The sequence below is a fragment of the Burkholderia sp. MSMB1498 genome (assembly GCF_001526245.1).
GTDB classification, from domain to species: domain Bacteria; phylum Pseudomonadota; class Gammaproteobacteria; order Burkholderiales; family Burkholderiaceae; genus Burkholderia; species Burkholderia savannae.
Map to the genome: position 1 here is coordinate 335974 of NZ_LOYJ01000066.1, position 15361 is coordinate 351334.

The 15361-nt window shown below is 63.6% G+C and carries 12 protein-coding genes; 11 read left to right on the plus strand and 1 reads right to left on the minus strand.

The features are described from left to right. Positions 1-197 precede the first annotated feature (197 nt). From WS91_RS13645 to WS91_RS13665, 4 genes are all read left to right on the plus strand, one after another. A complete protein-coding gene (locus WS91_RS13645) occupies positions 198-386 on the plus strand; it encodes a DUF3562 domain-containing protein (RefSeq protein ID WP_038742975.1) in 189 nt (62 codons plus the stop codon). Positions 387-1073: 687 nt separating this feature from the next. After that, entirely contained in the window at positions 1074-2831 is a 1758-nt protein-coding gene (locus tag WS91_RS13650; protein WP_059670414.1) for a methyl-accepting chemotaxis protein, read from the plus strand. A 37-nt stretch (positions 2832-2868) separates the two neighbouring features. Further along, a complete protein-coding gene (locus WS91_RS13655; protein WP_038743311.1) occupies positions 2869-3381 on the plus strand; it encodes a chemotaxis protein CheW in 513 nt (170 codons plus the stop codon). Between the two features lie 1059 nt (positions 3382-4440). Then, on the plus strand, positions 4441-5652 hold the full coding sequence (locus WS91_RS13665; protein WP_059670415.1) for a porin: 1212 nt from the start codon (positions 4441-4443) through the stop codon (positions 5650-5652). 301 nt (positions 5653-5953) lie between these two features. On the opposite strand, the gene WS91_RS13670 is transcribed toward WS91_RS13665, so the two are convergent. Continuing rightward, complete coding sequence (locus tag WS91_RS13670; RefSeq protein WP_038742969.1) at positions 5954-6991, minus strand: LacI family DNA-binding transcriptional regulator; 1038 nt, start codon at positions 6989-6991, stop codon at positions 5954-5956. A 449-nt stretch (positions 6992-7440) separates the two neighbouring features. Between WS91_RS13670 and WS91_RS13675 the strand changes: the two genes are divergently transcribed. The 7 genes from WS91_RS13675 to WS91_RS13705 all read left to right on the plus strand — a co-directional run bounded on the left by WS91_RS13675 (position 7441) and on the right by WS91_RS13705 (position 15260). Then, the gene (locus WS91_RS13675; RefSeq protein WP_059670416.1) at positions 7441-8745 is read left to right on the plus strand and encodes an extracellular solute-binding protein; all 1305 of its coding nucleotides are present in this window, start codon (positions 7441-7443) and stop codon (positions 8743-8745) included. Positions 8746-8781: 36 nt separating this feature from the next. After that, entirely contained in the window at positions 8782-9699 is a 918-nt protein-coding gene (locus tag WS91_RS13680; RefSeq protein ID WP_226383119.1) for a carbohydrate ABC transporter permease, read from the plus strand. A gap of 2 nt (positions 9700-9701) precedes the next feature. Then, a complete protein-coding gene (locus WS91_RS13685) occupies positions 9702-10532 on the plus strand; it encodes a carbohydrate ABC transporter permease (protein ID WP_226383118.1) in 831 nt (276 codons plus the stop codon). 79 nt (positions 10533-10611) lie between these two features. Beyond that, a complete protein-coding gene (locus WS91_RS13690) occupies positions 10612-11778 on the plus strand; it encodes an ABC transporter ATP-binding protein (RefSeq protein WP_059670417.1) in 1167 nt (388 codons plus the stop codon). A 50-nt stretch (positions 11779-11828) separates the two neighbouring features. Beyond that, a complete protein-coding gene (locus tag WS91_RS13695; protein WP_038742961.1) occupies positions 11829-12596 on the plus strand; it encodes an SDR family NAD(P)-dependent oxidoreductase in 768 nt (255 codons plus the stop codon). After that, positions 12593-13480: an SMP-30/gluconolactonase/LRE family protein gene (locus WS91_RS13700; protein ID WP_038742959.1), complete on the plus strand. Its 888-nt coding sequence runs from the start codon at positions 12593-12595 to the stop codon at positions 13478-13480. Before WS91_RS13695 ends, WS91_RS13700 begins: the two co-directional genes overlap by 4 nt. Further along, positions 13473-15260, plus strand: a complete 1788-nt coding sequence (locus WS91_RS13705; protein ID WP_059647717.1) for an IlvD/Edd family dehydratase — start codon at positions 13473-13475, stop codon at positions 15258-15260. The genes WS91_RS13700 and WS91_RS13705 overlap by 8 nt, the downstream gene beginning before the upstream one ends. Positions 15261-15361: the final 101 nt, after the last annotated feature.

Consider the following 15361-nt stretch of genomic DNA (forward strand, 5'->3'; position numbering starts at 1 on the left):
CGCAGCAGCGGCGGCGCGGAAGGCGGCGGGGGGCGCGGCGGTCCGCGGCGCGCATCCGGATTCGTCCGAATAGAGCTCGGGCGGCTACGCCCGCGTATTCATAGACGGATTCAATTTGCGTCGACGCTTTTGGCGTCATTCAATAGGCGTCCCGCTCCAGCCGTTTTTGTCCGTTTACCTCCCTGCGGAGTGCAAACATGGTCCAGAACCGCATCGACGAGATCGTTCAGGCGATCGCTTCCGAAACCCGCACGCCCGCCGAGGCGGTGTCCAGGCTCTATGAAGAAACGCTGGCCGAATACAGCGAAGGCGCGCGGATACGCGATTATCTGGCCGTTCTCGTCGCGAAGCGGGTGAGGGAGACATTGCGCAATCGGGCGCATTGATCTCGCGCGTCGCGCCTCATTCGTGCGCGGCGGCTTTCAATCGGCGGCGAAAGCCCGTGGCGCCGCGGTCGAGGCGGCCCGGGAATGCCTCAGGCGTCGCGCAGCGAAGGCGCGAAGGCGCCGCCCGTGGATGCGGCGCTTGCCTTTGCGGCACGCCGCCGCATCGCCCAAATTCGGGAAGCCGCCCGGCCGCGCGTTCGTTTGAAACGGGTTCCGGATTCCGCAGTCCTTCACATTGATCGGCCATCGCGGCACCGCGCTCGGCAGTGAGCGCGCGCGTGGCTTTTCGGTCGAATCTCGCCTCCGTGCGCGGATCGGCCCGCGCGGCTGATCCGCGGCGCATCGTTGCCATTCACGGCCAAGACGCGATCGCCCTCCATTCCGCCCAAAGTGACCGATGCGCTTCGCACTGCGACGCTTCTTCCGCCGGAAATCGATCGGTGATGCGAATCATCGATCGATGCCGGCCTGACCGCCCGCGATGCGCTGCCCGACAAAGCTTCGCGATTAGTTGACGAATCGCTGACACTTCGGCCGTCGAAACGATTGCCTCGGCCCGTAAACCCTTACGCAAACGATTTGCATACCGAAAAATGCCTCAAGCATTCGTCGGCGCAGCCGTTAGAAGACGGCAATGCATCGCACGGCGCGACGCATGTTCCGATGTTGGATGAATCGAGGTGATACATGAATTTTCAGAAATTGACCGTGAGCGCGAAACTGACGATTGCGTTCGGCATGCTGGTCGGGCTCGTGCTGCTCGTGTCCGCGCTCGCGCTGCACGCGCTCGGCGACGCGAATGATCGCTTCGCGAACTATGTGAGCGGCATCAGCGCGCGCGCGGAAGCAGTCGAGCAGGTGCGCACGGCGGTGGACCGGCGCGCGATCGCCGCTCGCAATCTCGTGCTCGTGACGAAGCCGGCCGACGTCGAGCTCGAAAAAGCCGCCGTGATGCAAGCCGAGGATGACGTGCAGGCGAACCTGCGCCGGCTGAAGGAGCTGATCGCGAACGCGTCGGATTCGACCGACAAGGCGCGCAGCCTCGTCACCGACATCGACCGCATCGAGGCGCAATACGGGCCGGTCGCGCTCGCGATCGTCAACGCCGCGCTGAACAATCGGCATGACGAAGCGATCACGATGATGAACGATCAGTGCCGGCCGCTGCTCGCTCAGCTCGTCAAGGCGACGAACGCGTACAGCGACTACACGCGCGGCCGCGCGCAGGAAATGGTGCGCGAATCGTCCGAGCACTATGCGAACCAGCGCCTGCTGCTGATCGGCCTCTGCGCGGCCGCGCTCGGCGCGGCGGTGATCGCGGCGATCCTCATCGCGCGCGGGCTGATGCGCTCGCTCGGCGCCGAGCCCGCGGCGCTCGGCGACGTCACGCGGCGCGTCGCGAACGGCGATCTGAGCCCGGTAGCGGGCGCGCATTCGGCGCCGTCGGGCAGCGTGCTCGCGTCGATGGGCGACATGCAGGCGAGCCTCGTGCGGCTGATCGGGCAGGTGAGGACCGCGGCGGACGGCATCGCGACCGGATCGAGCCAGATCGCGACGGGCAACCAGGATCTGTCGTCGCGCACCGAGCACCAGGCTTCGTCGCTGCAGGAAACGGCGTCGAGCATGGAAGAGCTGACGTCGACCGTCCGGCAGAACGCTGAAAACGCGCAGCAGGCGAGCTCGCTCGCGGCGAATGCGTCGGAAATCGCGCAAAAGGGCAGTGCGGTGGTCGGGCAGGTCGTCGACACGATGACCGACATCAGCCAGAGTTCCGAGAAGGTCGCGGAAATCACCGGGATCATCGAGGGCATCGCGTTCCAGACCAACATCCTCGCGCTGAACGCGGCCGTCGAGGCGGCGCGCGCGGGCGAGCAGGGGCGCGGCTTCGCGGTGGTCGCAAGCGAAGTGCGCAGCCTCGCGCAGCGCTCGTCGAGCGCGGCGAAGGAAATCAAGGACCTGATCAGCGCATCGGTGCAGAAGATCCACGACGGCTCGACGCTCGCGGGCGAAGCGGGCAAGACGATGACCGAAGTCACGCAGGCGGTTGGGCGCGTGACCGACATCATGGGCGAGATCGCGGCGGCGTCCGGCGAGCAGAGCCGCGGCATCGAGCAGGTCAATCAGGCGATCGCGCAGATGGACGAAGTCACGCAGCAGAACGCCGCGCTCGTCGAAGAGGCGGCGGCCGCGTCGAAGTCGCTCGAAGAGCAGGGGCGCCAGCTGACGCAGGCTGTCGCGTTCTTCCGAGCGAACATGGACGGCGCGGCGCAGCACACGCAACATGCGCACCACGCGCAGCACACGGCGCAAACGCCCGCCAAGCCGAAGGCGAAGGCGAAGCGCAGCGAGGCGGCGCCGCGTGCGGCCCACGCCGCGCCGACGTTCAGCAAGCCCGCGCCGGCTCTCGCCGCCGCGACCGCAACCGACGACTGGCAGACGTTCTGACCGCGACGCGCATCCGATGCGCCTGGAGGACAACGCAATGAATGCAATTCTGGAAGCGCCGCAAGCGGCGCGCGCCGGCGGGCAGGACGCGGCGCGCGACGCGCAGGAGTTCGTCACGTTTCGGCTCGGCGCCGAGGAATACGGGATCGACATCCTGCGCGTGCAGGAAATCCGGTCGTACGAGGAGCCGACGCGCATCGCGAACGCGCCGGCGTTCATCAAGGGCGTGATCAACCTGCGCGGCGTGATCGTGCCGATCATCGACCTGCGCCTGAAGTTCGCGCTCGAATCGGCCGAGTACAACACGTCGACGGTGGTCATCGTGCTGAACGTCGCGGCGCGCACGGTGGGCGTCGTCGTCGACGCCGTGAGCGACGTGCTCCAGCTCGCGGCGGCCGACCGGCGGCCGGCGCCCGAGTTCGGCGCGGCGATCAATACCGGGTTCATCACGGACCTCGGGTCGATCGCGGGCGAAGACGGCGACCGAATGCTGATTCTGCTCGACATCGAGCGGCTGATCACGGCGGCCGACATCGGGCTCGTCTCCTGAGCGGATGTCGCCGCCGGGCCGGCTTCGGCGCGCGGCGATCGCGCCGACGCTGCCGGCACCGCCCGTCGCGCCCGGCCGGCTCGTGCGGGCGAGCGTCACCGCGCGCGACTCGGCGCTCGTCGACATGACGCGTCACCTTGCGCTCGTTCGTCCGGCCGAGAATGTCGCCGGGGCGGGCGCGAAGCCGAGCGCCGGCATCGCGGTCGACCGGACGAGCGGCGCGACGAGCCTGCAATTCCGCGGAATGAAGACTGAAGACCGCTTCGCCCGCGCGCGCCGCGAGCCCGCCCGTCGCCCGCAAGCACCTGAATCGACAGCGTCGCGCTGCCCGGCGTGAACGTGACGAGCGGTACGCCGCACGCCGCGAGCGCGGCGGCGTCCCGGTAACGGGCAACCGGCATCGAGACCGGTCGCTTCGATGCCGCGTTCGATGCGGCGGTAATGGGTGATTCGGTGCATGCGCGCGCCGCAGGCAGGCCGTTCGTCCGCCTGCGGCGCGACGATGCCTGCGGGTTGCGGGCGCGGAGGAACGCCCGGGTCCGCTCGACTGCAAGGCGACCGGGCAAGCAGGTGACTCGATGTGCGTGGAGCGATGCGACTTCGGCGCGGGCGCCAGAAGAATCCGCGCGAAGCAGGGCGGTGCCGCCACGCGAAGCAAGTGCGATCGAGCATGATGGTGCGCTGCCATGGCGATCGGAATGCGAGCGGCATGACGGCACGCGCTCGACCGCGCCCCCTTGTGCGTGCCGCATGCGCGCAGCCGGCGCGACGAAGGCGTACGGCGTCAGCGCGGCGAGACGGCACGGAGATCCCGGCCGAAACCGGACGAATCCCGCGAGAATCCCGATCCGCCGAACAAGCGGCGCGATCCGATTGCGCCTGATTTTGCAGAGGACCTTTCCTGTTCCGCCCGTTAATCGGCGGGCGCGCCGTCTTCGATAATTGCGCTCCGTCCGTCGATCGGCGCAAGGGCGCGCATCGCCAATCGCGTCGAACAACATAACAAATAATATGCATGACCAACTATATAAAACCGCACGCGAGGCGACTTCAACCGGTATGCATGAGCCGCTTTCCTGCGGTCGCCGGCCGTGCGGCATTGCCGCCACCGTCGTCGCGGCTTGTTTCGCCGGTTTCGGCACGGGTTCGGCCCAGGCACAGAGCAGCGTGACGCTGTACGGCTTGATCGATACGTCGATTACCTACGCGAGCAATCAGCGCACCAATGCCGCGGGTTCGCGGGGAAGCGGCAATTGGGCCGTGACGAGCGGCGCGCTGAATGCGTCTCGCTGGGGGCTGCGCGGCGCCGAAGACCTCGGCGGCGGACTGTCAGCCGTGTTCGCGCTCGAGAACGGGTTCTCGTCGGCGTACGGCGCGTTGTCGCAAAAAGGCGTCGACATGTTCGGCCGCCAGGCTTGGATCGGCGTGAAATCGAAAGCGGGCGGGGCGCTCACGCTCGGCCGCCAGTACGATCTCGTCCTGGATTTCGCGACGCCGCTCGGCGCTTCCGGCCCCGGCTGGGGCGGCAATCTCGCGGTTCATCCGTACGACAACGACGACTCGAACCGCAACATCCGCATCAACCACTCGATCAAGTACACGAGCCCGACGTATCGCGGATTGACCTTCGGCATGATGTACGGCTTCTCGAACACGGCCGGCCGGTTCGGCAACAACGCGGCATGGAGCGCGGGGCTCTCCTATGCGAACGGCCCGTTGAAGCTCGGCGCGGGATATCTGAAAATCAACCGGGACCCGAACGCGGCCAATGCAAACGGCGCGGTGAGCACGACGGACGGCTCGGCGACGATCACGGGCGGCAGCCAGCAGATCTGGGCCGTCGCCGGGCGATATGCATTCGGTTTGCACTCGATCGGCGCGGCGTGGTCCCATTCGGCGACCGACGACGTGGCGGGCGTTCTTCAAGGCGGCGGCATCGCCAGGCTCAGCGGCGATTCGCTGGTGTTCGACAATTTCACGATCGACGGACGCTACTTGGTCACGAGCCGCTTCAGTGTCGCGGCCGCGTACACCTATACGATGGGTCGCTTCGATACGCACTCGGGCGAAACCCGTCCGAAGTGGAATCAGGTGGTGGCGCAAGCCGATTACGCATTCTCGAAGCGCACGGACGCGTACATCGAGGGCGTCTATCAGCGCGTGAGCGGCGGCAACGGCAATCCGGCATTCAATGCGTCGGTCTGGACGCTGACGCCGTCCGCGAACGGCAATCAGGTCGTCGTCGCGCTGGGATTGCGGCATCGGTTCTAGCCGGAGCGCGTCGCGTCGCCGCGGGACGGTCGCGATCATCGGCGGCGCGGACTGCGACGTGCCCGCGCCGAACGCAGCGAACGCGACGACAATCCTCGGCCATGGCGCTCGCGATGCGAGAAGCGCCGCGCAAACGGGCACCACGGCAACCGCGTCGGCAAGACCGCTCGTCATCGGAAACCACGAACGACAAGATCAAAGCCCTCGCCGCGCGACACAAGTGGATCGACGGCAAGAAAACATTGGCCCACGCCCCGCTGCGCTGCGGATCGCGGCGGCGTTCCGACGCACTCGCAAGCGTCTAGCGGACCTGTGGCGACTCAACGCGGTTGGACGCAGGCCCGGTGGACTGCCTGATCACCAGTTCGGCGGGCAATACGATGCGTGGCGCCACCGATTCCGGGCTGTCGATTTGTGCCACTAGCGTATTGACGGCGGCGCGCGCCATTTGCGGAAAGGGTTGTCGTATCGTCGTCAGCGACGGATGCACCTGCGACGCCATCGGTATGTCGTCGAATCCGATGACCGAAATGTCGCCGGGAACTCGCTTGCCCGCCTCTCGGACTGCAGCGATCACACCAAAGGCGCTCAAGTCGTTCGCCGCGAATATCGCGGTCGGAGGGTCGGGCAAAGCGAGCAATTGCGACGCAACGTCGAATGCCTTCATCTGCGAGAGACCGCCCTGAACGAGAAGTGCCGGGTCGTTTGGCATATTGAATCGCGCAATCGCATCCAGATAGCCTCGTCGTCGGTCGCGCACGCCTTCGATCGATTCGTCGCCCGACACGAAGGCAATGCGCTTGTGCCCGAGTTCGACCAGATGTTCGACGGCCCGTAGCGCACCGCCATAGTTGTCGACGGAAACGGAGGGAAACCCGGCTAGCGTGCCGCGCTGGTCAATCACGACGACGGGCACGCGCGCCGCGGCCAGCGCGTCGAAGTAGACTGATTCCCTCGGCAGGATGGCGATCACGCCGTCGGTGAATTGCTTCATCAGCCCGAGGACGCCGTGGTGCGAATGTCGGTCTTCGTCGAACACGGTGTACACGAGGATTTCGTAGCCGCCGGCTCGCGCGGCTCTGCCGACGCCGACAATCAGTTCTCCGACGAATTGATTGTCGAGCATCGGCGTCACGATCCCAATGATGCCGTTACGCCCGCCGGAGAGTTTCTGCGCGCTGCGATTCATGACATATCCAATGTCCGCAGCAATCCTCAGCACTTCCTCGCGCGTCTCCTGAGATACGCCGGGGCGATCGTTGAGCGCCCTCGAGGCAGTCATCTGCGACACGCCGGCGATTCTTGCAACATGGGCGAGAGTAGGAATTTGCTTAGTCATTGCATGGGCTTCGCAAAGAGCGGTTGGTGCTCCTCGGCTGCCGCTCGGCATGTCCTGCGCGTGCGGATGCATGCGCTGCTGCGAATCCGAGGCTCCGTTTGCACGGTATCGATAACGTCACGCTTACCGGCCGCATTCTATCAGGGCCGGTGACAACGCGCGAAGCTGCTCCGAGCCGTGCCCGCGTGCGACGATGCGCTCCCGCTTGAATCGGCCGGAAGGCCTGCGCTCCTTTGCAAAATAAGAGGGGGAGCGCACTGACCACGTCGTAACGATGGGTGCTCGCGCGAAGCGTCGCGGTTTTGCGTGGACTCGTCAAACCCTTCGCTGGCTTGCATCGCACAAGTAATGGGTATACCCGAATAGCGGTCCGGATGGCGCAACCCTAACATCAATTAACGTTATCGATAACGTTCCATGTGATTAGATGAAACGATGCGGAGACATGCATGCCCGTAGTCAAACGTCTGAAGTCTGCACAAATCCTGGGTACCGCCGCGCTGCTGTTCGCCGGTTCGATGCTCTACGCGGAAGGCGCCCACGCGCAGGCGAACAAGGTCATCGTCGCGTGGGATCACCAGACCGAAGGTAATGCGCCGAAGAATGCTCGCGCGGCCGCGGATCGTTTCGAAAAGCAGACTCCCGGTTACAAAGTCGAGGATTCGCACATTCTCAACGACGCATACAAGGCAAAGCTGAAGGTGGCATTCGGCGCGGAGCAGCCGCCCTGCGTGTTCGATACCTGGGGAGGCGGTCCGCTGCGGGAGTATGTAAAGGCGGGGCAGGTCGTCGACCTCACGCCTTTTTTGCAGAAGGACCCGGCCTTTCGCGACAGGTTCTTGCCTACATCGTGGCAAGCCGTCACATTCAACGGCAAGATTTATGGCATCCCTTCCGAGAACACTGCGGTCGCGGTGATTTTCTACAACAAGGATCTGTTCCGGCAATACAACCTCGCGCCGCCAACGACGTGGGACGAATTGATGAAGGTCGTGAAGGTATTCACTTCGCACGGAATCGCACCGTTTGCGTTGGCAAACAAGAGCAAGTGGACCGGATCGATGTACTACATGTATCTGGTCGACCGCCTGGGTGGCCCCGATGTTTTCCGTCGCGCGGCGCAAAGAGCCGCGGGCGGCAGCTTCGCCGCCCCGGTGTTCATCGAGGCCGGCAAGTACCTGCAGCAACTCGTCAAGGCCGGTGCGTTCGCGCAGGGTTATAACGGACTCGACTACGACACCGGCGTGTCGCGGCGGCTGTTGTATTCCGGCCGGGCTGCAATGGAACTGATGGGCGGCTGGGAGGCATCCACGATTCAGAAAGAGAATCCGGCGTTCTACAGGAAACTCGATTTCTTCCCGTTTCCGAGCATGCCGGGTGGCAAGGGGGACCCTCGTGACGTAGTCGGGACCGTCGGCGACAGCTTCCTGAGCATCTCGGCGCAATGCCCTGAGCGAGATGGCGCCTTCGGGCTAATCAGAACGATGACGGACGATGCCTCGGTGCAGGCCAAACTGGCCGACGCGCGTATTCCTCCTGTCAAGAATCTCGCGCTCTCCGATCCCTTCCTGAAACGAATGCAGACGCTGATCGCGCAGGCGCCCAACGTCCAGCTCTGGTACGACCAGGAATTGTCGCCGAGCCTTGGGGAACGGCATAAGGACATTTCACAGGCGCTATTTGGATTGTCCGTGACGCCCGAGGCCGCCGCGGCCCAAATGGAAGATGCCGCCAAGGCGGAAGCCGGCCGATAGGCAGGCAGTCGAACGAACGAGAAACAGGAGACAGCTTTGGATGCGACATTTGCCGTCGAGCCGATGAGGCGGCCCCGGACATCATCGCAGTGGTTGGCCACGGTGTGTCTGCTCGCGCCATCAATGATGTTGCTGGCAGTGTTCCTGCTTTATCCGCTCGTCTCCAGTTTCGAACTTTCGTTGTTCGACTGGAATGGGCTCGGCAGCGACACGCATTACGTGGCATTGGCCAATTGGATGCGACTCGCACATGATTCGGTCTTCTGGAAGGCGCTGTACAACAATCTGCTGCTCGCATTGTTTTCCGTGCTCATTCAATTGCCGATCGCGCTTGCGCTCGCGGTCCTGCTGGATATGGCGGGGAAGGGGTCGAGAATTCTCAAGATCCTGTATTTCCTGCCGCTGCTGATGTCCAGCGTCGCAATCGGCGTGCTGTTCAAGAACGTCTATGACCCGAACTTCGGCCCGTTGAACGCGGCGTTCCACGGATTGGGATGGGACTCGCTCGCTCAGGACTGGCTGGGGGACACGCGCTTTTCGTTGGCCTCCACGATCGCCGTGATTTGTTGGCAGAACGTTCCGTTCTACATGATCCTGTTTCTCGCCGGCCTGTCTTCCTTTTCGCCTGAGCTGAGCGAGGCTGCGCGGCTGGACGGCGCTTCCGAGTCGACAATCTTCTGGCGTATCAAATTGCCGCATCTGCAAGGCACGATCCGGACCGCGATGCTCCTGTCCGTGCTGGGCTCCTTGCGTTACTTCGACCTGATATTCGTCATGACGGGCGGCGGGCCGGAAAGCTCATCCGAGCTGATGGCAACCTATATGTACCGGACGGTATTCAGTTCATTCCAGCTCGGTTACGGCAGCACGATCGCTTCCGCGATGTTCGTGATCGTGGCGCTGGTTGCCGCGATCGCATTGCGCACGACGCGACGCTATTCACACGAGGTCTAATCGTGCTCAATCACTCACGCAAGGGCCGTTCGATGATTTTCCTGCTCGCGCTCATATGGTTGGCCGTCACCACCTCGCCGTTCATATTCGTGATGCTCACGAGTCTCAAGTCGCAAGAGGAAACCTATTCGACGTCGGTGTGGGCGCTGCCCGCGCGGTTCGACTTATCGAACTACACGGAGGTGCTTCACGGCGCTTTCCTGATCTACCTTCGCAATAGTGTCTTCGTGGTCGGCGTGTCCGTGATCTTCGTCGCCCTGCTCAGTTCGATGGCCGCGTACGTATTCGCCAGGATCAAGTTTCGCTTCAACCGGCCGCTCTTCGGCGTTGTCGTCGCGGCGATGATCGTACCACTTCACGCCACCCTGGTGCCCATCTACCTGCTGATCAGGAACATCGGCCTGTACGACACGTCGCTGGCGCTGGTGGGACCCTACGTGGCGCTCAGCCTGCCCATCTCCATATTCATTTTGACCGAGTTCATGAAGCAGATACCGCATGAGCTGGAGGAGGCCGCGCAGCTCGACGGCTGCGGGCGGTTCACGATCTTCTGGCGAATCTATTTCCCGCTGTCGACACCAGGCCTAGCCACGGTTGCAATCTACAACGCCGTTGCGTTGTGGAATGAATTCATCTTTGCCTATGTGCTGACATCGACGCCGGACCATCGAACGCTCCCGCTCGCCGTGTGGGATTTTCAGGGGCAGTATTCGTCGAATGTCCCGGCAATGCTTTCCGTCGTCACGCTCACATCTCTTCCGTTGATCGCGGCGTATGCCTTCGGACAGGAGCGGATCATCAAAGGGATGATGGCGGGCTCCGTGAAAGGGTAGCAACGACAGCAGGCATGACCCGAACGACCGCCCCCGTCCCGGGTGCGGGATCGCATCCTGACTTCAAGTTGAGTGGATCATGGCAAGCATCAGTCTCGCAAGCATTCATAAAGCGTACGGCAACAATCCCCCCGTCATTCGCGACATCAACCTCGAGGTTGGCACGAACGAATTCTGCGTGTTTCTCGGGCCGTCCGGATGCGGAAAATCGACTCTGCTGCGGATGATCGCGGGCCTCGAAACGATCACCGGCGGCGAGATGCGGATCGACGGGAAGTTGGTCAACGCAGTGCATCCGTCCCAGCGGCGCGTTGCCATGGTTTTTCAAAACTATGCGCTCTATCCGCATATGAGCGTCTACGAGAACATGGCCTTTGGCCTGCGGCAAGCCAAGCTGAATTCGGCCGCGATCGACAGGAAGGTCCGCGAGGCCGCAGCGTCGCTGCAACTCGATAAGCTGCTGGAGCGCAAGCCGGCGGCACTGTCCGGCGGGCAGCGGCAGCGTGTCGCCATCGGGCGGGCCATCGTTCGGGAGCCGGGAGTGTTTCTCTTCGACGAGCCGTTGTCGAACCTCGACGCCGCGCTGCGCGTCCAGACGCGCATCGAGATCGCACGCCTTCATAAAGCTTTTAACCAGGCGAGCGCCGTCTACGTCACGCACGATCAGACCGAGGCTATGGCGCTGGCGGACAAGATCGTGCTGTTGCGTGCGGGTGCGGACGTGGAGCGCCACGGCAGCATTGCGCAGATCGGCTCGCCGCTGGATTTGTACCATCGGCCGGGAAGCCGGTTCGTCGCGGAGTTCATCGGCTCGCCGAGGATGAATATCGTGCGAGGCCGGATTGCCGCTGTCGATGCGGGCGGCGTGACGGTTTGCCTGCTCGGCGGCGAAGTATTGCGTGCATCCGTGAGCGAAGCCAACGCGCACGTCGGAATGGAGGTGACCTTGGGCATGCGTCCCGAGCATCTCGTCATTACGGACGGCGACACCCGCAGTCAAATCATCCGCGCAAGGACGCGTCGGGTCGAGCGCTTCGGCGAATGCACGTATCTGCACGCAAGTATTGGCCAGAACGGCGACGCTAATGTGATCGCGAAGCTCAGCGGCGACGTCGATCTGGCGGGCGGGCAACCGATCACATTGACGGCTTCTCCCCATTTCTGTCATGTCTTTGATGACGAGGGCCTCGCATTGCGGCGCCTCGACGTCGGCCGCGCGCGCGATTACCCGCTGCGATCGGCATGATCTCGCCCATTTCCGCCACTCGCCAACCCATCGATACAACTGAAACGATCATGTCCCACACAATCTATCCCAGCCTTGCGGGGAAGGCCGTCGTCGTCACCGGAGGGGGAAGCGGCATCGGCGCCGCGATGGTGGAGGCGTTCGTGAGGCAACGCGCGCGAGTGTTCTTTCTGGACATCGCACAAGAGGAGTCCAGCGCACTCGAGGCTACGCACCGCCGGGCCGAATGCCCGCCGACGTTCGTCTCGTGCGATCTGCGGGACGTCGGCGCCATCGGGCGCGCGTTCGAACGGGTCGTAGCGGGCGCCGGTCCCGTCGACGTGTTGATCAATAATGCGGCAAACGATAATCGGAACACCGTCGAATCCGTTACAAGCAGCGACTGGGACCAACGGCTCGCCGTCAACCTCAAGCATCATTTTTTTTGCTCGCAGGCCGTGACGAATGGCATGCGTGAAGCCGGCGGCGGATCGATCGTCAATCTCGGATCGATCTCGTGGCATCTCGCGTTGAAAGACCTGTCCATCTACATGACCGCCAAGGCCGGCATCGAAGGCCTGACTCGCGGGCTTGCCCGCGATCTCGGACCATATGGCATCCGGGTCAACTGCATTGTGCCGGGAGCGGTGCGTACCCCTCGACAGATGAAGCTCTGGCAATCTCCGGAAAGCGAAGCGAAGATCATCGAAGGGCAATGTCTGCCGCTGCGGATAGAGCCGGAGCACGTGGCCAACATGGCATTGTTCCTCGCCTCCAGCGATTCCGCCCGTTGCTCGGGGCGGGCATATTTCGTGGATGCGGGTTGGTACGGCGCATGAAGACAACCGCACCGATCTGCATTTGGGATGTCGCCGCGGAGCTCGGCGAAGGTCCGATCTGGAGCGACGCCGAGCGCTCGGTTTACTTCGTCGATATCAAGAGCCAGCGGGTGCATCGCCTGAATGTCGACAGCCGGCAGGCGAGTTCGTGGGCGGCGCCCGCGCAACCGGGGTTTCTCGCTCCGCTGGCCGACGGCGGGCTGGCGTCGGGCCTCGAGGACGGCATCTATCGATTCGACACGATCACCGGGGCATTCCTCAAGATCATCGACGTCGAATCGAACATCCCGGGGAACCGGCTGAACGACGGTTATGTCGATCGGCGGGGGCGGCTGTGGTTTGGTTCAATGGATGACAGCGAGCGACAGGCGCGAGGCACGTTGTACCGCGTCCAGCCCAATGGCAGGCCAATTGCCTGCGATACAGGCTACGTCATCACCAACGGCCCAGCCGTCAGCCCCGACGGCCGCGTGATGTATCACGCCGATACGCTGAATCGCGTCATCTATGCGTTTGACGTCGATGAGGAGGGAATGCTCGCGCGCAAGCGCCGATTCGTCTCCATATCGGGAGGCGGATATCCGGACGGCATGGCAGTGGACGCGAACGGATTCGTATGGGTCGCCCTCTTCGGCGGGGCCCGAATCGAACGATTTTCGCCGGATGGCGCGCTGACCGACCAGATACATTTCCCTTGCGACAACGTCACCAAGCTGGTTTTCGGCGGAGACGATTTACGAACGGTGTATGTGACGACCGCCCGGAAAGGATTGTCGAACACCGCTTTACAACGGCAGCCGCATGCGGGCGGGCTCTTCGAGTTTCGAGCGGACGTGCCTGGCCAGCCGCAGGCATTTTGCACGGAGGGATTCTGCAATGAGTGAGAAGAGCCGCGCCCGGGGAAGCTTCCGTTCGCAGGACTGGTTTGCCAACGCGGATCGCATCGACATGACGGCGTTGTATCTCGAGCGATTCATGAATTACGGCATGACGCCGGCTGAATTGCGCTCGGGCAAACCGATCATCGGCATCGCGCAGTCGGGCAGTGACATCAGTCCCTGCAACCGCATTCACCTTGAACTTGCCAGGCGGGTTCGCGACGGCATTCGAGATGCCGGCGGGATACCGCTCGAGTTTCCCGTCCATCCGGTATTCGAAAACTGCCGCCGCCCGACGGCTGCGCTCGATCGAAATTTGGCCTACCTCGGATTGGTGGAGATTTTGCATGGATACCCCATTGACGCCGTTGTGCTGACCACCGGTTGCGACAAGACCACGCCGTCGCAGATCATGGCGGCCAGCACCGTGGACATCCCCGCCATCGTGCTGTCCGGCGGCCCGATGCTCGACGGCTGGTATGGCGGCGAACCGGCCGGCTCGGGGGCGAGCATCTGGAAGGGCCGCAGGCGATTGGCCGCAGGTGAGATCGATCGTGAGGAATTTCTACGGATCGCCACGGCTTCCGCACCGTCCGCGGGGCATTGCAACACGATGGGGACCGCGCTCACGATGAATTCTCTGGCTGAAGCGCTCGGGTTGTCGCTGACCGGCAGCGCGACCATCCCGGCGCCTTATCGCGAGCGCGCACAGGTCGCATACGAAACCGGACGTCGTATCGTCGCATTGGCGTACGACGATCAACGGCCATCGACGATTCTGACTCGCGACGCCTTTCTGGACGCGATCGCAGTGAACGCCGCGATCGGCGGATCGACGAATGCCCAACCCCACATCATGGCGATGGCGCGCCATGCGGGCGTCACATTGTCGCCGGACGACTGGAAGGCCTACGGTTACGATGTGCCGCTCCTCGCGAACGTGCAGCCCGCGGGCAAATATTTGGGGGAGCGCTTCCATCGCGCGGGCGGCGTTCCGGCCGTGATGTGGGAGATGATGCAAGCCGGCCGGCTGAGAGTGGATCGTCCTACTGTCACAGGACGCACCATGCGCGAGAACCTCACAGGACGGGAGAGCGTCGACCGGGAGGCGATCGCGCGGTTCACCGCTCCGCTGATGGAGCGCGCGGGTTTCCTGGTGCTCCGAGGCAACCTGTTCGATTTCGCCATCATGAAGACGAGCGTCATTTCCGACGAGTTCAGGCAACGCTATTTGGCGACGCCGGGAAGCGAGAACGTGTTCGAGTGCCGCGCCGTGGTATTCGAAGATTCGGACGACTATCACGCTCGAATCAACGACCCGGCACTGGGCATCGACGAGCGAACCATTCTCGTGATTCGCGGCGCCGGGCCGGTGGGCTGGCCCGGTTCGGCGGAGGTCGTGAATATGCAGCCTCCCGACGCGCTCATCCGGCACGGCGTGACCAGTTTGCCGACGCTCGGCGACGGGCGTCAGTCCGGCACATCCGATAGTCCTTCGATCCTCAATGCATCGCCGGAAAGCGCGGCGGGTGGAGGACTCTCGCTGCTGCGAACCGGCGATGTCGTTCGCATCGACCTGAATGCCGGAACGTGCGACATGCTGGTGTCCGAATCCGAGCGCCAGCGTCGCCGCACGGAGGAAGGCGCGCCGCCGGTGAGGCCGAATCAGACGCCGTGGCAGGAGATCTATCGCTCGACTGTCGGCCAATTGGAGCACGGCGCATGCATGGAGTTGGCCGTCAAGTATCGCGGCGTTGCTCACACGCCTGCTCGGCACAATCACTGAACATCGCCATGAGTTGACTGAACTCCTCCGCTGTCTTGCCGGCGGCGCCTGATCGCCCTATCGGGCGATGCGCCAGCAACCGCTGAGCCAGCGAAGTCACC